The sequence below is a fragment of the Streptomyces sp. NPDC029151 genome (assembly GCF_055564315.1).
Window position 1 is genome coordinate 107,573 of the sequence record NZ_JBVHWQ010000005.1, and the last position, 20,571, is coordinate 128,143.

Annotated in this window: 14 protein-coding genes and 2 pseudogenes; 7 read left to right on the top strand and 9 right to left on the bottom strand. The window is 70.2% G+C overall.

Annotated elements, in window-relative coordinates; all coding sequences use genetic code 11:
• Positions 1–305: 305 nt before the first annotated feature.
• Complete coding sequence (locus tag ACZ4VF_RS20375) at positions 306–1,250, top strand: helix-turn-helix domain-containing protein (RefSeq protein WP_467927508.1); 945 nt, start codon at positions 306–308, stop codon at positions 1,248–1,250.
• Positions 1,251–1,645: 395 nt separating this feature from the next.
• A complete protein-coding gene (locus tag ACZ4VF_RS20380; protein WP_467927510.1) occupies positions 1,646–1,927 on the top strand; it encodes a hypothetical protein in 282 nt (93 codons plus the stop codon).
• Between the two features lie 30 nt (positions 1,928–1,957).
• On the opposite strand, the gene ACZ4VF_RS20385 is transcribed toward ACZ4VF_RS20380, so the two are convergent.
• The 5 genes and pseudogenes from ACZ4VF_RS20385 to ACZ4VF_RS20405 all read right to left on the bottom strand — a co-directional run bounded on the left by ACZ4VF_RS20385 (position 1,958) and on the right by ACZ4VF_RS20405 (position 6,194).
• Positions 1,958–2,623, bottom strand: coding sequence for a hypothetical protein (locus ACZ4VF_RS20385; RefSeq protein ID WP_467927512.1), 666 nt, complete (start codon positions 2,621–2,623; stop codon positions 1,958–1,960).
• A gap of 239 nt (positions 2,624–2,862) precedes the next feature.
• Positions 2,863–3,390 (bottom strand): hypothetical protein, encoded by a 528-nt coding sequence (locus tag ACZ4VF_RS20390; protein ID WP_467927513.1) that lies wholly within the window; start codon positions 3,388–3,390, stop codon positions 2,863–2,865.
• A gap of 545 nt (positions 3,391–3,935) precedes the next feature.
• On the bottom strand, positions 3,936–4,376 hold the full coding sequence (locus ACZ4VF_RS20395) for a hypothetical protein (RefSeq protein WP_467927515.1): 441 nt from the start codon (positions 4,374–4,376) through the stop codon (positions 3,936–3,938).
• A gap of 288 nt (positions 4,377–4,664) precedes the next feature.
• A pseudogene (locus ACZ4VF_RS20400) lies at positions 4,665–4,933 on the bottom strand (IS256 family transposase); the annotation flags it as partial.
• Between the two features lie 220 nt (positions 4,934–5,153).
• The gene (locus ACZ4VF_RS20405) at positions 5,154–6,194 is read right to left on the bottom strand and encodes an aldo/keto reductase (protein WP_467927516.1); all 1,041 of its coding nucleotides are present in this window, start codon (positions 6,192–6,194) and stop codon (positions 5,154–5,156) included.
• 140 nt (positions 6,195–6,334) lie between these two features.
• Here ACZ4VF_RS20405 and ACZ4VF_RS20410 point away from each other — a divergent pair, with 140 nt between their 5' ends.
• Positions 6,335–6,931, top strand: coding sequence for a TetR/AcrR family transcriptional regulator (locus ACZ4VF_RS20410; RefSeq protein WP_467927982.1), 597 nt, complete (start codon positions 6,335–6,337; stop codon positions 6,929–6,931).
• 488 nt (positions 6,932–7,419) lie between these two features.
• Positions 7,420–8,070: an NAD(P)-dependent oxidoreductase gene (locus ACZ4VF_RS20415; RefSeq protein WP_467927517.1), complete on the top strand. Its 651-nt coding sequence runs from the start codon at positions 7,420–7,422 to the stop codon at positions 8,068–8,070.
• A gap of 312 nt (positions 8,071–8,382) precedes the next feature.
• On the opposite strand, the gene ACZ4VF_RS20420 is transcribed toward ACZ4VF_RS20415, so the two are convergent.
• A complete protein-coding gene (locus ACZ4VF_RS20420) occupies positions 8,383–10,491 on the bottom strand; it encodes a hypothetical protein (protein ID WP_467927518.1) in 2,109 nt (702 codons plus the stop codon).
• A 767-nt stretch (positions 10,492–11,258) separates the two neighbouring features.
• The gene (locus ACZ4VF_RS20425) at positions 11,259–12,008 is read right to left on the bottom strand and encodes a hypothetical protein (protein WP_467927520.1); all 750 of its coding nucleotides are present in this window, start codon (positions 12,006–12,008) and stop codon (positions 11,259–11,261) included.
• A 475-nt stretch (positions 12,009–12,483) separates the two neighbouring features.
• Between ACZ4VF_RS20425 and ACZ4VF_RS20430 the strand changes: the two are divergent.
• The 3 genes and pseudogenes from ACZ4VF_RS20430 to ACZ4VF_RS20440 form a co-directional block, all read left to right on the top strand.
• Positions 12,484–12,627, top strand: a pseudogene (locus tag ACZ4VF_RS20430) (IS5/IS1182 family transposase); the annotation flags it as partial.
• A gap of 222 nt (positions 12,628–12,849) precedes the next feature.
• Entirely contained in the window at positions 12,850–13,644 is a 795-nt protein-coding gene (locus ACZ4VF_RS20435; protein ID WP_467927521.1) for an intradiol ring-cleavage dioxygenase, read from the top strand.
• A gap of 244 nt (positions 13,645–13,888) precedes the next feature.
• Positions 13,889–16,156, top strand: a complete 2,268-nt coding sequence (locus ACZ4VF_RS20440; RefSeq protein WP_467927522.1) for an ATP-binding protein — start codon at positions 13,889–13,891, stop codon at positions 16,154–16,156.
• 441 nt (positions 16,157–16,597) lie between these two features.
• On the opposite strand, the gene ACZ4VF_RS20445 is transcribed toward ACZ4VF_RS20440, so the two are convergent.
• A complete protein-coding gene (locus ACZ4VF_RS20445; protein ID WP_467927524.1) occupies positions 16,598–16,966 on the bottom strand; it encodes an STAS domain-containing protein in 369 nt (122 codons plus the stop codon).
• A gap of 5 nt (positions 16,967–16,971) precedes the next feature.
• A complete protein-coding gene (locus ACZ4VF_RS20450; RefSeq protein WP_467927525.1) occupies positions 16,972–18,432 on the bottom strand; it encodes a PP2C family protein-serine/threonine phosphatase in 1,461 nt (486 codons plus the stop codon).
• Positions 18,433–20,571: the final 2,139 nt, after the last annotated feature.

Below are 20,571 nucleotides of genomic sequence, written 5' to 3' on the forward strand. Positions count from 1 at the left end.
TTCCCGTGGGCAGGGGCGGGCGCGGGGGCGGTGGAACGAGACGGGGACGGGATGGCAGGCATGGTGAACTCCTGGACAAGTGCAGGGGACGGCTCATCGGAGATGAACGGGCGGGCGGTCGCAGCGCGCCGGGGCCGCGGTCCGGTGTCACGCACCCCCTGGGCTCCGGCGGCCGGGCCGCCCGCTCCGCGATCAACTCTCCACCCGCGCCCGCCCGCCCGCCAGACCGCGTGGTGCCGGGGGTATGGCGTTCCGGGCCCTGACACGGCCCCCCACGCTCCTTGAACGCCTGCGATAATGACCGGATGGCAACAGCAGCGGATACGAGGGGCACGGAGCTCGGCCGGTACCTGAAGGCTCGCAGGGCGCAGGTACGCCCGGAGGATGTCGGTCTCCCGGCCGGCGGGGGGCTGCGCCGCACTCCCGGACTGCGCCGTGAGGAACTGGCCGCGCTCGCCGGGGTGAGCGTCGACTACTACATCCGTCTGGAACGCGGCCGGGAGACCAACCCCTCCCCCGCCGTCGTGGACGCCCTCGGCCGCGCCCTGCGGCTGCGTGGCGACGGTTACGAACGCCTGCACGAACTCGCGGAGCTGGCCTCGGGCCGGGTCTCGGAGCTGCCGGCGTCCTCGGACCACACCGTCCGCGACTCGGTGGTGCGCATGCTGGAGTCGGTGCGCCCGCTGCCCGCCTATGTGGTGAGCCGCTACAACCGCGTCCTGGCCGCGAACCCGCCCGCGCGGCGACTGATGCCCGGGCTCTGGGACTGGCCGGAGAGCCAGCGCAACCTGACCCGCTACGTCTTCCTCCACCCGGTCGGCCGGACGCTCTACGAGCCCTGGGAGGAAACGGTCGCGCTCTCGGTGGCGCATCTGCGCGCCGTCGCCGGGGCCGACCCGGACGACCCCGAGCTGACGGCGCTCGTCGGCGAACTGGTGCTGAAGTCGCCGGATTTCGCGCGGCTCTGGGAGCGGTACGACGTCTGCGAGCGCGGCGGCGGACAGAAGTCCTTCCGGCATCCGAAGGTCGGTCCGATGACCCTGACCTATGAGGTGATGCGGCTGGCCCGGACGGGCGGCCAGCGGATGGTGGTCTACCAGGCCGCCCCCGGCACCCCGGACGAGCAGGCCATGCTCCGTCTGGAATCCACGGACGCCCGACCGGAGCCGGCGCCCTCGGATCGTCTGGAGCCGGCCGTCGATCCCCGCCCCGTCGGCGCGCCCTCCCCGGCCCACGCCTCCGTCGGCTGAGCGACTGATCACACGGCCTCCCGACCACGGTCGCGAATCGCCAAGTGAGGTGCCGCGGAATGCTGATCGGATGGGTGGCGGCCGGCGTGGTGGGAGCCGTACCGGGAGTGATCAGCGTCGTTCTCACGCAGCGCAAGCGCTGAACCGCGCCATGGTGCTCGACATCGCTGCGCACAGCGACACGGTTGACGCATTGGGCCAGTGTTTCCGCGGTCTGCCCGGAGCGGAGCGGGCGCCCTGTCGTCCCTTGTGTCCTGACCAGGGCAACAGGGGCTACGTAGTGTCCGTACGGCGGTTCGCGACGCACGGACATCCGGCGGGGCCGCATGAATCGCCGCGCGCGGGACACTCCCTTTTCCAAGCGCACGCCTGTTGAGGAAAGTCGGTGGAGTGTCATGCGGTTGATCTCGTCGCGCGAGGTGCTGGCCGTCACCGCCGCGGCGGCCGTCGGAGCGGCCTGTGCCGTGCACTGGTGGGCCAACCGTGGCGTGCCGTGGGAGTCGCACGCCGCCGACGGAGTGCAGGACCGTGTCGAGGAACTGCATCTGGCCTTCCTCGACCGCACGGAGTCGTCCGCCGGGGACCCGGAGGAGAAGCTGCGCCAGTACTGGGATCAGCTGCACCCGCTGGAGCTCGAACCCGCGGACGAGGCTTGGCCGGTAGCTCCGACCGCCTGAATCGCGCACCTGGGCAGGGCCGTGGCCCCCTCAGCTCACTCCGTGAGCACCGATGCCGCCTCGCGGTGTCCTGCTGCACGGTGCCGCGTACTCATCGATCCGCCCCAACGCGGCCCGACCCCCTCGGCTCGACGCGCCCTTGACTTGGTACTCGTCGGAGGGCATCGAGTCCCATTCGGTATGCGCACCGTCGCGCGTCACCATGAACAGCGGACGCGAGCGGAGAACTCGTCCGACGAGTTGTCCGCGTATGAGGACCCCGGGATCATCCGGTCCTGCGTAGCCCTCGGGCGTGTAGCGAAGGTGCACGTCCATCGCCTCGGCATACGCGATTACATCGCTCTCCAGCTCGGACAGATCTCTCCCGACCAGCGGGAGTCCGCCCAACGCGACCTTGGGGCCCTGCACGGCGTCGGCAGCGATGCAGAACAGCCCCGCTGCTTGGCTCGCATAGGCCGTGACAGCGGGCGGAGAAGAAGCCATCGCGCGACGGTGGACTTCGATCTTCCACGTCGGCGAGAAGATCGCGTGGTCCCGTGCGCAGTCGCTGACCTTCGTCTGGCCCAGCATCTCAGCCGCCTCGACCACTTCGTCGACGGGCATACCGAACCGGAGCGGTCCGACGCCGACAGCCGGCGAATAGGACCACTCGTCCCAACCGGCGACTCCCGAGTCTGCTTCGGTCTCGAACGCCACGGTCGCTCCTCTGGAAACACCCGAGAGTATGCCGTCGCACATCATGCCAATCCCCTGCCAACAGGCTGCGGGTGCCGGGTGCCGCCCGGCTCGCAGAGATCACTCAGACAAGGTACGGCTACGCGAGGGCCTGGCCGGGGCCCGTGACCGGATCGTCTTCCTGCTGAACCGGCCGCGGGAGAACCCTCGGCACGGAGCAGGCTCAGGAGTTCGTCGAGAAGGCGCGGCCGGTGGTCGCCTCAGTCGTCGGCGGCGACGATGAGCGTGATCCGCCCAGCCGAGCGGTCGATGAGCACGAACTCGTGGAAGTGGTCGTGCACGCGTCCCCAGTCATGAATCGCCTCATCACCGAGCTCCCTCAGGTGGTAGATGCCATCGGCCGCGGCCAGGCGGGCGAACACCTCCTGCTGCAGCTCCGCCTCCAGCTCGGTGGGCACGTCCCAGAGCGGATCCACCCACTCCCGTAGGATCCGCACGGCCTTCTCCTGGCTGACGGACTCGTAGAGGTCGGGAGTGATCAACCGCTGCCAATACGGACCGTGCCGGGCCCCGTCCGGCAGCACTCCACCACCCGCATAGTCGTCCCGGAACTGCTCATGCTCAATCAGTGCGGCAAGCAGCCCGCTATCGGCCGCTGACTCCGCTGACTCCGCTGAGAAGCGGAGCTGCTTGATGTCGACCCAGCGGAACCCGTGCTCCTTCGGATCCGGGACGTAGCGTCGAAAGTTGATGAAGACGCTTTCCTCGTGAGCGAGCCCGTTGTCCATGGCGCCAGCCTAGGATGCGGGGACCCCGCCGACTCGCCGGGCAGCGCCAGGAAGGCTCTCCAGTAGCTTCCGCACCGGCGATACGGCGGGCTTCGCGCACCGTCTGCCGCGGACCGCTGCGCGCATCGTGCATGAATGGAACACCGTCTCTTCGCCAGTGGACCGGGGAGACCGAGGACGCCAGAGTCGGCGTGTTCACCGGCTCCCCGGCGGCGCCCCGCACACTGCTGCTGGGCCGGTACGACGCCGACGGACGCCTGCGGTGCACGGGTGCAGCACGAGGCTTCCCAGGCCGCCGGCCGGGCGGTCGGCGCGCTTCTCACGGCAGCCGCGGACCACCCCTGGGCGGATGGACGTTCAGCGCGGGGTGGAGCTCGCGCGAGCCCTCGCACGTCGCTCGCCCCCAGACGCCCCGCACTTCACGGAGAGGTGAAGGAAGGCACCGTGGTTCCTCCCGGCTGCACGCCACTACGGCTGAGGGAGGTGCTGGTGTCAGGCGGGAGTGGCTGCCAAGACTTGTGGATCGGCCGGGGTGAGGCAGCCGATCATGCCAGTCGAGGGCGTGTGCGACGCCGGTAGTAGTGCGTGGTGACGACAGCCAGCAGCGGCCCCCACGCCACTATCGGCACATAGCAGACGGTCATCAGCCACTCCCCCCACGGTGTGATCGCCATGTCGGCGTGCAGCGTCGTCCACACGAAGAGCACGCCGTAGACCGTGCAGGCGAGTGCGCCCAGCGCCGCGGGTACGGCCGCGGCGAGTACGGGGATGCGGCGCCCGCGCAGGCGCGGGACCCACCGGGGCCATACCTCGCCCCACGGTCGCACCAGTCCCAACGTCAGGAAAGCGGCCGTCTCCTGCAGCACGGACAGCAACGGCACGATGAGACAACCCCAGCCGGGAACGAGCATCGCGTCGTACTCGGACTCGGCGAGCCCCAGCGGGACACCGAGCACCACGGCGCACCGCCACAGCGCCGACGGCACGGATGTCCACAAGACCGCGGCCGCTGCGCGCCGGGCCCACGGGGGGACGGGCGCAGTGGTCACAAGTGGTGCAGAGGTTGGTGGCAGCGCGCTGCTGGTCATGAGGCCGGCTCCCTGGTTGTGGACTGGTTGCGACATCCCGGAGGCTGTCACGCACCCTCGCGCGGACACATCCGTCCCCGGGGCGGGAGCACGTACGCCTCCGGGCGCATGCGCCCGAAAGGGAGTCAGACCATGGAGTTGCAGGGCAGCCATACGCGAGTCGGAGCACTCAAGCCACGCTGATCTCGGACGTTCGACGAGCCGACCGCGTTGGAAGCGGGCGCCGGCCCGGACGAGAGCGACCGGTGGGGCGCGTTCACATCGCGCCGGCGGGCCTGGGCGGACTCGACGAGCGCGAGGACCATCGAGAGGGCGGCGGTGCGGGACCCGGCGCCGCGGGTGACCTTGGTCCGCAGCCGAACGGTGGCGAAGGTCGACTCGATCGGCGTGGTCCACAGGTGGATCCTGTGCTCGGCCGACAAGCCTAAGAACGCCGGCAGCTGCTCCTGGTCGTCACGCGAGGCTCAAGCCCCTTGTCCTCGGTCACCACTCCCGGCGTGCGGGGAACGCGGCTCGGAGCCGGGACGACGTGCAGCTGTCGGTGTCACCGTAGCCGCCCGCACCGACAAGTAGCAGCAGTGCATGGGCACGACCCGCCGGCCGTGAGGGTGGCGGGCCGTCGGAGTGGACCTCGTCGTGGTCGTGCCGGCGCCGACGTCCGTGGACGAAGACCGCTCAAGCGGCGAGCGTGCGCCGCCGTTCCGTGGCGGCCAGGGCGGGCCTGCGGTAGTCGACGTCCGAGGGATTGAGAGTGACACCAGGCGGGACGATCGTGTCGATGCGGTCGAGGATCTCGCTGTCGAGGTGGACCTCGGCAGCAGCGAGCTGGTCGGTCAGCTGGTCGATCGTGCGGGGGCCGAGGATCACCGAGGTGACGGCTCGATGGTTCGCCGCGAACGCCAGCGCCAGATGCGTCAGTGAGATGCCCGCGTCCTGCGCCAGGGCGAGCAGTTCTTCGACGGCGTCGAGCTTGCGCCGATTGCCGGGTAGTTCGAGGTCGAACTTGTGGGAGACCACCCGGCGGAAGGCGTCGAGTTCGATCTTCTCGCCGCGGCGAATGCGACCGGTCAGCCAGCCGCTGTTGAGCGGGCTCCAGGTCAGCACACCCAGACCGTACTTGCGTGCGGTGGGCAGTACGTCTGCCTCGATGCCGCGTACGAACAGCGAGTACGGCGGCTGCTCGGTGCGAAAGGGGATGTGGTGGCGCCGGTCGGCGACCCACTGGGCCTCGACCATCTGCTCTGCCGGGAAGTCCGAGGTTCCGATGGCCATGATCTTTCCCGCGCGCACCAGGTCGGACAGCACCGACAACGTCTCGTCGATGTCGGTGGCCGGGTCGGGGCGGTGCACCTGGTAGAGGTCGATCCGGTCGGTGTCCAGGCGCCGGAGGCTGTCCTCGACAGCCCGGGTCAGCCAACGCCGGGAGTTTCCGCGCCGGTTCGGATCGCGGTCCCCCATCCGGACCGGGAAGTGGCCCTTGGTTGCGAGCACGACATCGTCGCGGCGGCCACGCAGGGCCTTACCGATGATCTCTTCCGCCTCGCCGCCGGAGTACTGGTCGGCGGTGTCGATGAGGTTGATGCCGCCGTCCAGCGCGGTGTGGATCAGCCGTATCGCCTCATCATGATCGCTGTTGCCCCAGGCGCCCAGATGCAGGGTGCCCAGGGCGAACTTGCTGACGGAGATACCGGTGCGGCCGAGAATCCGCTGCTGCATGACTGCCTCCCTGATGTCTTGCCCACGGGAACGAGACGCGAAGTCGCTACCTATCTGACGCCGTTGAAGCTAGTACTTGCAACATCAGTGACGCAAGTAGATCTGCTGAGGGACTACTGATGTAGCGTGTTGATGTGACGGTGCAGAAGCAGCAGACGAAACGGCCCCGCCGGGCCGACAGCGAGCGGACCGTGAGGACCATCCTGGAAGCGGCCGAGCGAGTCCTGGCCGCCAACCCGACGGCGACGATGGAGGATTTCGCCCGGGCAGCCGGCGTGGCCCGGACCACCGTCCACCGTCGGTTCGCCACCCGTGAGGCGCTGCTGGACGAACTAACCGGCTGGGCCGCCCGCCAGTTCGCCGATGCCGTCGATGCCGCTCGCCCGGACGCCGCCCCGCCGCTCGTAGCCCTCTACCAGATCACCGCCAACGTCCTGCGCGTGAAGACGGACTGGTCGTTCGCCATGAACCGAGCGGCCGAGGACGACCACCCCGAGGCGGCCCGCATCCACGCCGACGTCCGCGCCACCTGCATCCGGCTCTTCCGCCGCGCCCAGGAGGGACGCGTGCTCCGCCCCGACATCGACCTCGACTGGACACGACGCGTCTACTACGCCCTCATCCACGAAGCAGCCAAGGAAGGAGTGGCCGGCGGGGACCCCGACACGCTTGCCACACGCGTCGTGGACACCCTGCTGCGCGGCGCTGGGACGTCGGGCGCACTCGCCGGAATGTGACCGTCAGTAGATCGGCGCGGCGCTGGGGATGGCCAGCCGGGCCGTCGAGGGGCACGTGGCCCGACTGTTTCACCGGGCCAAACTGCCGCACGACACAGGCGAGATCGATGCGCCATACGCTCTGATCCGCCGCGCAAAGGCGGTCGTAGGAAGAAAAACGGCTACGGCTCGACCTGACGTCGTCGGGGTACAGGAGATCCCGGTGAGAACGATCACGGTCGGGGCGTGACCGGACAACCGACGGCACTGTGAACGATCATTGTGTGTGCACGAGCGTGCTGAGCCGGTTCCCCTACACGTCTGCAGGGCCGGCGGTGCCGGAACCGATCGTGGCCCGGGTGGCATGAGTGTGCCGGCCCGGGACGCGTACTCGCAGCGGGTTTCCTGGGCTTTCACCCTGGCCGTTCGGCCTGGCGTCGCACTTTCCGGCCCTGAGTCTTTCTACGGTCGGTGCAGACCGACGAACGGCAGAAGGAGACAGTTCCCCGATGAGCACCATCACCCTGTACGGCGCCACCGGCACCATCGGCTCGCGCGTGCTGGACGAGGCGCTGCGCCGCGGCCACACGCTGACCGCGGTGGTCCGCGACCCGGCGAAACTGACGGCCGAGCACCCGGGGCTGACCGTGGTGACCGGAGATGTGACGGACCCGGCGTCGGTGGCCGAGCACGCCAGGGGCGCCGACGTGGTGGTCAGCGCGGTCGGCGGCGGCGACGGGCCGGGCCACCAGACGCTGATCAAGCCGTCCTTCGAGGCCTTGGTGGCGGGGCTGCGCACCCTTGGCACGGATGCCCCGCGGCTGGTCACGGTGGGCGGCGCGGGCTCGCTGCGCACGGCGGACGGCAAGCGGGTGTGGGACGCCGAAGGCCTGCCGGAGTTCCTGCTGCAGATCATGCACGCGCACGGCGACGCACTGGACTTCCTGCGTACCGTCACCGACGTGCAGTGGACCAACCTCTCCCCCGCCGGCACCATCGCCCCGGGCGAACGCACCGGTGAATACCGCGAAAGCCTGGAAGATCTGATCACCGATGCGGACGGCCAGAGCCGGATCTCCACCGAGGACTATGCGGTGGCGCTGGTGGACGAGATCGAGAAGCCCAGGCACATCGGGGAGCGGTTCACCGTGGCGTACTGAAGACCCTGCCATCACACTCCGGGGCCCAGGAGACCCTTGCGGCCCGGGGCCCTGGGGGTGTGATGGGGCCGGGGGGTGGATCAGCGCGAGTTCGCTGAGCCGCTCCAGGCCGGCGCGGGGACTTGCCGTTCCGGAAGCTGAGGGCGGGCCGCCAGGTCGGCGACCCCGTCGTTGGGGTGGCTGAGCATGGCTCGGTCACGCCCCTGCATCGCCGTTGACCTCAGGGCCGGGGTCGGTCTCGGTGCCGGCGATGAGGACGCCTCTGATCGCGGGAGGACGGACCACCGACCCCGATGGCCTCGGCTCAGGCACTCAACCATCTGTCCTGGGCGCATTGCGGGCCCTGAACGCCTCCTCCACACGGTCCTGGAGCCTCGCGTGGCGGAACTGGTACACGGGCCCTACGGTTCGCAGGACATGACGCTCGCGGGCATCGGAGAGAAACCTGACCAGGCGGACCGGCGTCTCGTCCCTCCGACGCAGTTGGAGGCTCGCGAGGAACGTGCGCCAGGTCACCGATCCCACCAGGCTCAGCGCCAGGCTGAGCAGGAGGCCCCCCACCATGACCAGCGCGATCCCGGACAGGAATCCGTCGATGATCCCGAAGATCCGCTGGTGTGTCAGTTCGGCGAGCAGACCGAGGCAGGATCCCCCGGTGACGCTGCCAACGAGGCCTCCAGCGATTCCTGCGGTCAGCGTGTACTGACGGTCCTGTCTCCAGCACGAGACGGGGTCGATGGGAGTGTGGCTGTCGGCGCTGCGGTTGCTGAGACCCGTGACGAATCCGCCCACCACACCGGCGAGAAGGCCGAACACCAGGCCGCCGAAAAGCATGACGAGGCGGCCGTGCGCGAGGAGGAGGGCGACGCCCACTGCCAGTCCGAGAGCTCCCCCGCCGACAATCCCGAACTGGAAGTTCTCGCGGACGACGAAATCCCTCCACTGCAGACGGCCCAGCAACTGAGGGGAGTCCCCGGCGCGTCCGTACGTGAGTGACAGTGTTACCGAGAGTCCCACTGTCGCGCCGGCTCCCAGTCCGGCCGCCAGTCCCGCCCAGCAGAAGCCCACTGCTCCGGCGAGGACTCCGAGGAAGAGGCAACTGGCTGTCGTTCTCGGCCATGCCGGTCGCCACCGGGGAACCTGCCACCAGGCGAGGTCGCGGGTCCCCTCGCTGTTCATCCGATGCGCTATGGCGCCGAGCCAGCGCTCGGCCTGGGCGAGACTGTAGCGACTGTGCGGCTGTCCCGGCCGGTCGTCGTCATAGGCGGCGGGCAGCACTCGGGCGAGAAGGTGGTCCTCCACCGCCGCCCGGTCCGCGAACCGTTCCAGTTCGAAGCGCTGGTCGGTGCGGTAGGTGTCGCGCATCAGCGTGAGCATCAGGGGCGTGTCCAGTGCCTGGGCCACTGCGCCCGAGGGGTGCGTTCGGATGTGCTGCACCAAAACGCGCCAGGCGTCCGGGAGCGGCTGTGTCTGGCAGCGCGTCAGGTACTCCGCCGCGTCCTCGGCGCTGACCGGCAGCAGTTGCAGCCCGGCGGAGCCGGACAGGGGTCCCGCCACGGATACGGCCGTCAGCAGCTCGTTCACGCGGCTCAGCATGACCAGGCGGAAGTTCGCCTGCTCGTCCAGCGCCCGCAGTGCCACGGGGCGTACGGGCTCGGGTATCTCGTCCAGGCCGTCCAGGAAGACGGCGATCCGGCCCGTGCCGAGGAGTCGGGAGACGGCGCCACCCGCGTGTTCTTCGGACTTCCTGAACATGTAGTCCGTGGCAAGCCGTGTGACGAGCCAGTCGTGCAGTCGCTGATTCAGCGGATCCCAACCGCTCAGCGTGAGCAGCACGGGCACGGGGACTCTGGCGCGCGCGGTGGGGTCCAGCGCCTCACGATGCGCGAGCGCGTCGAGCAGCAACCTGATGGCGGCGCCGCTCTTGCCGGCCCCGCCTGCTCCGACGATCACCATCCGGCCGGAGTCCAACGCACCGTAGAGGCGGAAGAGGTCCCGAACGGCACCCGCTTCCAAATCCGCGATGGTGATCGGTTCCAGCCCCGGGAGGGTCTCGAACCGCCGTGAGCCGTTCCCGGCACCCACAGCGTCGGCCGCCGGACCTGACAACGGAAGATCCGACCATCTCCACCGCACCGGTACGGGGCTCGGATGCAGCAGCCGCCGTTCGCCGGCCGCGGCACTCCACTGCACCTTTACCCGCTCAGCCAACTCGTCGGCAAAGCGGCGCAGAGCCGGTTCGGTGAGTTCCGCCCGGGGCCTGCGGTTCGTCAGAAACAACGCGGCGCTGGCGGCAGGGACGACGATAGCGCCGATTCCCTGGACCAGTGTGGCCGCTGAGTCCCGGTCATGGGACCGGAAGATGAACCCAAGGGCGACGAAAACGACGAACAGGATAACCACTAAGCCAACGATGACCATTCGTGCCCCCCTCTTGTCACCGTATGAGGAGTGTGTCAGACGGTTACGGGGCGTGTCCTCGAATCGGCCGTGCAGCTCGGTGGCCCGGTCCGCGTCGTGCCCACAGTGCGGTCAGGGGGTGGCAAGGGCGTACGGGGATACTCGGCGGACGGCCGACCTGTGCGTCCGGCAAACGCCCCGCCCACCGGGGGCAGGGGGAGGGTGAGCAGCCGTATCGTTGACGCCGGCCCGACCGGCGGCGCGGCGGCGGGCGTCCGCGGACGCGGGGCTGTCAGCGGGAGCGGACGGCGTCGGTGATGCGGTTCTGGATCGCTTTGGGCGGGTGTTTGCGGGCGCCGCGGCGATAGTGCACGGTCCGGTAGCGCACGGTCCGGGTCAGGCTGAACGCGGAAGCATCGCGCGGCCCGCCGCAAGGGCAGGCCCAAGCCTCGGACCCACCTGCCACGGGATGCTGTGCCGGGCAACGGATGACGTCCTCACCGCACAGGAGTGGCTGACGACGTGGACGCGATACGACACGGCCGGCACACTGCGTCCGGTCGCCCCGATGACCCCGCTGCGCCCGGAGACGGCCCGACGTCTGGCCGGACAGCTCACCGTGGCCGGACCGGGACATCCCTGGGAGGACGTACGGTTCACGGCGTCGTGGGCGCGCACACTCCGCTGGACGTCCTCCTCACCGATCCCGCCTGGTGGCCGAGGCGGTGGGTCGTAGGGCCGGGTTCGTGCTCAGTCACGGGAGGAGATGCCGCAAGCTTCCCGACGGATCAGGGTGTGGGCGAGGCGTCGGTGAGTGACATCCACTCTCGGACCGTCTCTTGGTGCGAACCTTTCGCTGTGTTCGCAGCCACCGCTTCGGCGTCGTCGACGGAGCACGGGCGTCCTGCTCGGGTGAGCAGGACGAGAGGCCACACAGGACCCGCGCCGGCCGGTTCCCCGTCGAAGGCGGTCCAGTCCCAGGGCCCGCCGAACCGCCATGCCCGGCCGCCGGCGTCGGCTACTTCGTCGCCCACTTGAAGGGATGCGTACGGACGCATCAAGAGTTCGAAGGTGAAGGGAATCCCGTCGCCAGGGTGGATGGTGTACCCCGAGCCGTCGAGATGGCTCTCACTCGGAAACTCGCGATAGGACAGACCTCGACGCAGCACGCTCACGGATTGTGTGGGATGCGGCAGCCAGGTCGTCTCCAGCGGGGGATCATGGTGGTCGACGGCCGTCACGTGCACAACGGTAGGTGGCACGCCGACCCTGCAGACGTCCCCCGCCTTCAGCTGTTCGGGCGGAGGGTCCGTGCGAAACAGCTCGGCCGCCACCTCAGGCGAGACGCTGCTGCCGCTGTGCACGCCGAGGGCGACGATGCCGTTCCAGCGCGCGAACTCGTTGCCGTCGTCGGTTTCCCACCACGGCCATCGCACCGAAAGATGGCCCCCCGTGACACCACGCTCGACCCTGGTGAGCGTGAAGGGGCACGCGACCGACAGCACGTCACCGACCCGGAAATCCCCTTCATGAATCATGTGGTCAGGCTATACGGGCACCTGGGCGGGCCGGTTCGACGGTTTTCACGGATCAGGCTCGTCACATCGGTCCCCGGCACCACGGCCGGGGGCAGGGCCGCCGGCAGCGCGGTACTGGCGCGGTCCAGCACCGCGACGTAGACCCTCCAAGCGGGGCAGGATCGCGCGCAGTCGGTGGGCGAGAGGTTGTCACCGCCGACGTCCGGGTGATCGAGGAGTGGCTCCAGCACGGTGGACACCTCGCTCCACGGTCGTTCGCCGCCGAAGCCCCGCATCTCGGAGAGGGTGAACCCCTCGGCCCGGGCCAAGCGCCGCCGGAAGGCGGCAAAGCCGCTGTAGGATCAGGAGCCTTCCGGACTGGACGTGGCTCCATCGCCCGGGAAATGAACCAGGCCCATGCGCCCTCCTTGACCTGCGCGTCGAGCACGTCGGATCGACGAGGTGGGGCGGGACCGGCAACTGGGATGATCTCCCTGTGGCTGCTGCGGTCACTGCGGTGATGTCGCCCTGGACAGCCCCGTTCAGCGGACTGATGCTGCGGCAGTTCGGCCGCAAGCTGGTCACGGCGCTGCGGCGCGAGGGAGCGGACCCGGTACGCAAGGGCCGGCTGGAAGACCGACACCGCCGCGAACCCGGCCGGAGCGAACTTGTGGCCTGGAGAGAGAAGCACCACGCCTCACACCGCAAGGTCCGTGCCCCTGTCGGGCACGCCTTTGTCTGTATGAAGACCTGGATTCCTGGCATCGCCTCCGGCCGCATCCGGTGGTGAGTTTCGTAACGCGTACGATCCACCGGTCATCCGATCGATCCCACGAGCGGCCGCAGGCGCCATTCTCGCAGCATGACTGACACCCCCCGCCCCCATTCCGCAAGCCGCAGAACCGTCATAGCCGCCCTGGGCGGTGCGACGCTCGGAGCGGCCGCCCTGGGGCTGACGACCGGACAGGCGACCGCGGCCGCGGACCGGAGCCGCGCCGACCAGACCCCGGCCCTGCCGGTCGCCGACTGCGTCCTCACGCCCGAGCAGACCGAGGGACCGTACTACCTGGACCTGGAGACGGTCCGCAAGGACATCACCGAGGGCAAGCCCGGCGTGCCGCTCACCCTCCGCGTCAAGGTGATCGACACCGCGACCTGCTCCCCACTACCCGGCACGGCGGTCGACATCTGGCACTGCGACGCTCTCGGCGTCTACTCCGGATACGTCGCAGGCGGCTCGACCCCGGACACGACGTTCCTGCGCGGCGTCCAGCTGACCGACTCCACCGGGATCGCGGAGTTCACCACCGTCTACCCCGGCTGGTACGTCGGCCGTGCCCTCCACATCCACGTCAAGACACATGCCGGCGGCACCGTCACCAACGGCAAGTACCACGGAGGCCACGTCTCCCACACCGGTCAGCTCTACTTCCCGGAGACGTACAACAGCAGGATCGCCACCCTGGCCCCCTACCGGAGCAACACCGCCACGCGCACGCTCAACGCCAGGGACGGCATCTACCGCAACGGCGGGTCCTCCACCTTGCTGACGCTCACGCAGATCGGCAGCGATCTCGGCAAGGGTGTGACCGGCACCGTCGTGCTCGGCATCGACCCCGACGGCACGACGAACTCCAGGGCCTCCCACCGGGAGTGAGCGACCCGGAACTGGGGATGACAGGTTCATGGCATGCGAGGCGTGCGGTGCACCGCTGACCGGTCGACCGCGTCGCGGTCGGCCGGCTCGCTACTGCTCCGACGCATGCAGACAGCGGGCGTTCCGGCAACGCTCGGCGCGCCGGAACTCCGGCCTGGCGCAGACGGCCGTATCACCGCCCCCGCGCAGCGATGCCCCGGCGACCGCCCAGGGCCGCGGCCTGCCACGGACACTCGACTCCTTCGTGGGCCGACGGGCCGAGCTGTCACGACTGCGCACGCTGCTGCGGACGTCGCGGCTGCTGACCCTGACCGGTGCCGGCGGCGTCGGCAAGACGCGGTTGGCGCTGGAGTTCGCCAAGGGCCTGACCGCCCGCCACGGGCGCGTCGACCTGGTCGAACTCGACGCGCTGCATGACGGCGCCGCGCTCGCGCAGTCCGTCGCCGCCGCGCTGGCCGTGGGTGAACGGGCAGGACGCTCCGGTGCCGACGTCCTGGTCCACGCGATCGGTGACACCCGTCGGCTGATGATCCTGGACAACTGCGAGCATCTGGCGGAGCCGTGCGCCCGACTGATCGCGACGTTGCTGAGTCACTGCCCTCGGCTACGCATCCTGGCCACCAGTCGGGAGGCCCTGCGGGTGCCCGGCGAGACGGTGCTCCGGGTCGGTGAGCTTTCGCTGCCTCCGGCCGACGCCGGAGACGACCCGGTCGTCCTCCTGCGGGCGGACGCCGTCCGGCTGTTCGTCGATCGTGCCGCGAGTCGCTCACCAGGATTCCGGCTCCATCGTGGAAACGCCCGGACGGTTGCCGAGATCTGCCGCAGACTGGACGGTCTCACGCTCGCCGTCGAGCTGGCGGCCCGCCGGGCCGGAACCCTTCCGCCGAGTGACATCCTGGCGGGGCTGGGCGACCAGGTCTCGTCGCTGTCCCTCTTGGCAGGCGGACACAGGACCGGACCCGGGCGCCACAGCGAGCTGGCCTCCGCGATCGACTGGAGCCACCGCCTGCTCGATCCGGCCGAGCAGGCGGTCTTCCGACGTCTTGCGGTACTCGTCGGAGGGTTCGACGTGGCCGCCGCGCGGGCGGTCTGCGGCGGTGACGGCATCCCACCCGGGCAGGTGCTCGGCATCCTCTGTGCCCTGGAGGCCAAGTCCCTGATCGCACGTGTCCCCCAGGCGGGGACCGCGCGTTTCAGACAGCTGAGTCCCATCCGCGCCTACGCCTTGGAGTGTCTGCTTGCATCGGGTGAACTGCCGACCACCAGGCGCCGGGTCCTCGAGTGGCTGAACGGGCTGGCCGACCGGGCCGGCGACGAGGTCTTCCCCGACCAGGCAGGCAGCCCACTGGCCGTGGAGCGGGACAACCTCGTGGCGGCTTTGGCCGGCACCACCGTCCGCGACGGCGCCTCGCTGCCACGGCTGGCACTGGAACTGGCGCGCGTGCACTACGAGCAGGAGCAGCCGTCAGCCGCCCGCGCGCTGCTGGCGAAGCTGCTACCGGAAGCCGGCGGCCGGATGCTCGGCGGGGAGGTGGCGGCGCTCGCCGCGCGCGTGGCCTGCCAGCGGGCCGACCCGGCACAGGCACTGCGCCTCGGCGAGCGGGCGGTGGCCATGGAGCGCACGCGCGGTCACCCCGCCGGACTTGCCAACGCCCTGGACGCGCGGGCCGCGGCCCGGCTGTGCCGCGGGGAGTTCGGCGCGGCCGTCGCGGATCTGCGCGAGTGTGTGGACGTCGTCGCCGCGCTGGGCAAACCGGAGGACACCGCGTGGTGCACGCATCACCTGGCCTGGGCGCTGTTGCAAGGGGGCGAGGCACGAGAGGCCGACGAACTCATGTCCCGCTGCCTGCCCGTGCTCAGGGCTCACGCCCCGTGGAGCCGCGTCGCGGCCGCTCTGCACACGGCGGGCGCCGTCCGGCTGGCTCTGGGGCACCTGGAAAGTGCCGAGGCCCTGTTCGCCGAGGTACTGCGGATCGTCCCCGGAACAAGTCTTCACGCGCTCTACCCGGTGGAGGGCCTGGCCCTCGTGGCCGCCGAAAGCGGCGACATGCGGCGAGCCCTTCGGCTGTACGAGGCGAGCGCGCAGGCACGCCGCCGACTCGACGCCGTGTCCGAAGCCCCGTGGCGACGCCAGGTGGAGCGCACGGTGGCTCGTGCCAGGACAGGGCTCCCGGCGGCCGCTCGGGACGCGGCTGTCAGCGGCGGCCGTCGGCTGTGCGGGAACCGGCTTGTCGCGTACGCGCTGCGGACAAGGAGCGACGACCACCGAACGACGACGGACGCCGTGGAGGCCGTCGGCGACCGGTCCACGCTCACCGGGAGGGAGTTCATGGTGGCCCGGCTCGTCGCTCGCGGACTGACCAACCGGCAGATCGCGGAGCGGCTCGGTCTCTCGGCACATACGGTCGCCACGCACCTGGACAAGGTGCGTGACAAACTCGGCATGCGGTCACGCACGCAGATCGCCCTGTGGGTGGCCGCACGGACCAAGGCCGAGGACACGTGCGGGTGACCTCACCCGGCAGCTGTCGCTCCGCAGCGTCCCGAAGAGCGCGTCGAGAGCGGGTTGGTGGGCGTGCTCGGGAGGAGCCGCGAAGCCGCGAAGCCGATGGGCAGACCTTCCGGGCGCGAAGCCGGTGAGCGGACCTTCCGGGCAGCCGCGCGGATCGATCTGGAGTGCGGACAGACCTCGCAGTGAGAGTCCCTGCCGGGCGCAGCGGGAGAGGATCTCGTCAGCGGGTGGCCAGTCGGCGGGGAATCTCCCCGGGTGTGGGCACGTGCGCAAGTGCCGACGGCCTGCCGCCGGCCGGGGTGGAGAGGGACACTGGTCGGGTACGGGTGCGAGGACGTCAGCAGCACGGTGTCGACCCCGTGCGTCAGCGCGTCCTGTACCACCGCGCAGGCCGGGCTTTGCTGCCCGGGGAGCGATGCGAGCCACCGGCGAAGGAGCGGTTCAGGCGGCGTCGGAAGCGCCCTGCTGGGCGCTGAGCGCGTCGTCGGTGCTCGGGTAATGGGGTAGGAGGCTGTCGACGCCGGTGAGGATGAGCATGCGCATCAGCCGGTCGGGGACGGCGGCCAGGGCCAGGGAGCCTCCTGCTTCCTGGGCGCCGTGCCAGATGCCGATCAGTGCGCTGAGGCCGGAAGAGTCGCAGAAGTCCACACCGGACAGTTCCAGGATCAAGTGGTGGTGGCCCTGGTCGATCAGCTCCAGCGTGCGGGTGGCCAAGCCGGGTGCGGTATGCAGGTCGATGTCGCCGGTGACGGTGGCGATCGCTGCGGAACCGGCGGTGGCGGTCAGGGTCAGCTCGAGGTCGTCGGTCATGGCGGTCAGTGCTCCTCGCCGGCCGGCGCGGCGGTGGTGTGGGCGGTGGATCCGGCCCCCGTCGCGGCGGCGGCCTGGTCGGGAGTGGGAACCGACAGAGCCAGCAGGGCGACGTCGTCGTTCGCGCCCTGGGGCAGGGCGTCCAGCAGACCGACGGTGTCCTGGACCAACTGCGCCGCCCCGCACAAGGCGGGACGAGCGGTGAGGAAGGCCGTCAGGCCCTCGTCACCGAGCATGGTGCCGGTGCTGGTGTGTGCCTCGGTCAGGCCGTCGGTATAGAGGAGCAGGGTCTGGCCCGGGGCGAGGTGGAGGGTGGTGGAGGCGAAATGGGCACCGGGGAAGGCCCCGATGAGCATGCCGCCCTTGGGATGGACCGCTTCCACCCGGGTGTGCGAGGCGGGCCCGGCTTCGGGCGGGGCGGGGCTGAGGTGGTAGGCCGGGGGGTGCCCACCGGTGGCCAGCTCCACGGTGAAGCCCCCGGCCGCATCAGGGGTCAGGGTGGCGAAGAAAGCTGTGCAGAACCGGCTGCCCGCCCGCACATCGGCCAGCAGGGCGCTGTTCAGGGCCTGGAGTACCGCGACTGGATCGTCCGTGTGCTGGGCGGAGGCGCGCAGGGTGTAGCGGGCCAGGGAGGTGATGGTGGCCGCCTCGGCGCCCTTGCCGCACACGTCCCCCAGGAACAGTCCCCACTTCCCGGCGGGCAGGGGGAAGACGTCGTAGAAGTCGCCGCCGACGTCGTGCACGGACGCGGTGTGATAGTGACAGGCCAGCTCCAGGCCCGGCACTGTCGGCAGCACCGGCGGCAACAGAGTGCGCTGCAAGGTGGAGGCGAAGGAGGCGAGCGCCGCCTTGTCCCTCTCCGCCTGCTCCCGGGCCGCCCGCTCGGCCTCGGCGGCCCGCTGCTCCTGGCGCACGGTGCGCAGCGCGGAAAGGCGCAGCTCCATCTCGTCCATCACGATCGCCGCCAGATCGGTCAGGGTGGCAGTCTGTTCGGAGGTGATGGAGCGGGGCTTGGTGTCCAGGACGTTGACCGTGCCCAGCTTGTGTCCTTCCACGGTGGTGATCGGCGCGGCGGCGTAGAACCGCACCCCCAGCGGACCGGTGACCAGCGGGTTGCCGCAGGCGACCTCGTCGAGCAGAGTGTCGGGAATCACCAGCGCATCGTCGCGCAGCACCGCGGAGCCGCACAGGCCCGGGTCCCGGCCGATCTCACTGACCCCGTCCAGGCCGTACGCGGCCTTGAACCAGATCCGGTCCTCGTCCACGATCGTCACCGTCGCCACGGGAACCTCGAACAAGCGGGCTGCCAGCGCAGCCACCCGGTCGAAGGCACCGTCGGGCGGGGTGTCGAGGATGTCGTAACGGCGAACCGCCTCCATCCGGCTGGCCTCGACGGCCTCGTCGGGCACCAGATGCAGGCGCTTGCCAGGAACGCCGTGCTCGGATGCCGAAGCCTGCTCGGGCATCGGCCTCCCACCTCCTTGACCTCCCACAGCCACCGGGCGTGGCGCGGGCCAGCGGAAAGCGTAAGCGGAACGAGTGTGCGAAAGCCATTCGGGTGGCATCTCATAGGATCACCGTCACAGATTGCCGAGCTTCGGCTTGCCGCCGAGGATCAAGCGGATCGACAAGCGGATCAACAAGGTGAAGCCGTACCGGCCGGTGGCCGGCGAACCGGATGCCTGCCCCCAGCCGACCCCGGTGCCGGCCCGCCCGACCCGCCGGGAACTCAATCGCCCGGCGGCACGACCGGATGATCAAGTATGCAACCGCGATCCGGACCCGCACCGCGTCCGCCGAGGCGATCCCTCACGCCGGCCGACCGACGCGGCCCGACCCCGCTGTCCTGGTCCCACGTGCGTCCGTACGGAGAGGTGAACCTCGACATGGACGCCCGGCTCGACCTCGCGGCAGCAACCGTGCCGTGCGTGGCCTCCGCTGGAGATCGGGCTCCTGACGGCGGAGGTCGGCGAAGCTTTCGCAACCTGGCTGAGCGGCTCCCCCACCGGGGCGAAGAGCTGACCGACGTGTTCCTCCGCCTGGTGGGATGTGCCCGGACGCAGGGCGTGGACCTGGATGAGGAAGTCACGCAAGATCGAGAAAGGATGCGCGCCGTACCTACGCCCGGAGGCGAACGGCACCCTCCTGCGGACCGGGGAGGAATAGACCGGTCGGAATAGACCGGGCGGTTCCCCGTACCGGTGGGCGTTCGCGCCGGTTCGGCAGAGACGGTCAGACGGTGCCCGATGCGCCGCCGCGGACTGGCCTGCTGCCTGCGCACCGCATCCCGGCCGTCAGGAAGTGATCCCTGGCCGGGCCGGCATGTCAGCGCACCCGGTGGTGAGCAGCGGCGGCGCTGATGGCCAGGGCAGGGTGTGCGCCGCACTGCACGCATGTGCCCGCGGTGCAGTCACCGGCCCCGGAGCGCTGACCGCTGATCCACCAGGCGCGACGCGCTACAGCCTGCCGACCGCGGACTGCTCTGGCCGAGGCCCGTTCGGCATAGCGGAAGGTCCGCGCGGCCATGAGGAGTCAGCGTCGGCGCTGAGTCGGTCCGGTCAGACCCGAGTCCCTTGCTGATCAGGAAGACCCGAAGTTATCCGGTGCCTGGATGAGACGGCCGAGCAGCGCGGACGTCCATCTGCCGCCAGCACCGGGCAGCGCGGCGGCGACGCCGAGCAGGACGAGCACGGTCGCGGCGAGTGGAGGGTGAGTACATCGGGCAGCCGGTGCGCCGCGACGTCGACGGTGGCGAGCAGCACGGCGTCCGGTGTGAGCAGCAGCCCGACCACCAGCTCGGGGCGGACCCCGGTGACGGCCGCGAACAGTGCGCAGACCACGGCAGTGACGGAGGCGACGCAAAGTGCGCTCGGCCCGTAAGGGTGCCCGGCTGCCCAGCGAGAACGTCCCAGCCATCCGTTGCCGGTATCGAAGAGCAGACGGCCGGCCGAGCGCGCCGACCGCCAGGGCTCCTCCAAGACCACGGAGAACCGGTACGCGGGAGGGGGCATGAGCACGCCCGCGCCCAGCCCCACAGAGCGGCAGTCGTGATGATCAGCAACGTCTCCACCGTATGGAGCTCGGAACGAGGCGGACCCGGGGCTCAGCTTCGCTCCGACGGCTCCTTGAGGGCATTCGCCAGGGCGCGGACATCCATCCGTCCGGCGGCAACCTGCTCGAACGAGGTCTGCAGCCTCCTTGGCGGTGAACCGCACGGGCGGATCGCTGTCGTTCAGGTGGCGTACAGCGACCGCAGCGTCGAAGAGCGGGTTGCCGTGCTCCAGAGCCGGGACGCGCAGCAGCGACTGGACGAGAGCCGCGGCGCGGTGCCAGGTCTGCGGTCAGCCGCCGGCTCGCGTATTGGTCAGGGTCCTCGTGGTCGTCGGCGGCGAGACGTTGCAGTTCCTCGTACGTCTCGTCCTCGACCCCGGATGCGGATCTCCTTCGCCATGGGGCCACGGAAACCGGGCCGAAAGCCGGACGGGAGAGATGTGCTGGAGCCCGTCGGACATCCGAGCTCCCGAGGCGGTGACGGCCACACCACCTCGGGGACTCACTGGGGTACACGCACGATCGAGGCCCTGGACGACGACGTCCGGAAATGG

Coding starts and splice junctions, on each gene's coding strand:
- ACZ4VF_RS20375 (WP_467927508.1), top strand. CDS start 306: ATGGCAACAGCAGCGGATACGAGGGGCACGGAGCTCGGCCGGTACCTG.
- ACZ4VF_RS20380 (WP_467927510.1), top strand. CDS start 1,646: ATGCGGTTGATCTCGTCGCGCGAGGTGCTGGCCGTCACCGCCGCGGCG.
- ACZ4VF_RS20390 (WP_467927513.1), bottom strand. CDS start 3,390: ATGGACAACGGGCTCGCTCACGAGGAAAGCGTCTTCATCAACTTTCGA.
- ACZ4VF_RS20405 (WP_467927516.1), bottom strand. CDS start 6,194: ATGCAGCAGCGGATTCTCGGCCGCACCGGTATCTCCGTCAGCAAGTTC.
- ACZ4VF_RS20415 (WP_467927517.1), top strand. CDS start 7,420: ATGAGCACCATCACCCTGTACGGCGCCACCGGCACCATCGGCTCGCGC.
- ACZ4VF_RS20420 (WP_467927518.1), bottom strand. CDS start 10,491: ATGGTCATCGTTGGCTTAGTGGTTATCCTGTTCGTCGTTTTCGTCGCC.
- ACZ4VF_RS20425 (WP_467927520.1), bottom strand. CDS start 12,008: ATGATTCATGAAGGGGATTTCCGGGTCGGTGACGTGCTGTCGGTCGCG.
- ACZ4VF_RS20435 (WP_467927521.1), top strand. CDS start 12,850: ATGACTGACACCCCCCGCCCCCATTCCGCAAGCCGCAGAACCGTCATA.
- ACZ4VF_RS20445 (WP_467927524.1), bottom strand. CDS start 16,966: ATGACCGACGACCTCGAGCTGACCCTGACCGCCACCGCCGGTTCCGCA.
- ACZ4VF_RS20450 (WP_467927525.1), bottom strand. CDS start 18,432: ATGCCCGAGCAGGCTTCGGCATCCGAGCACGGCGTTCCTGGCAAGCGC.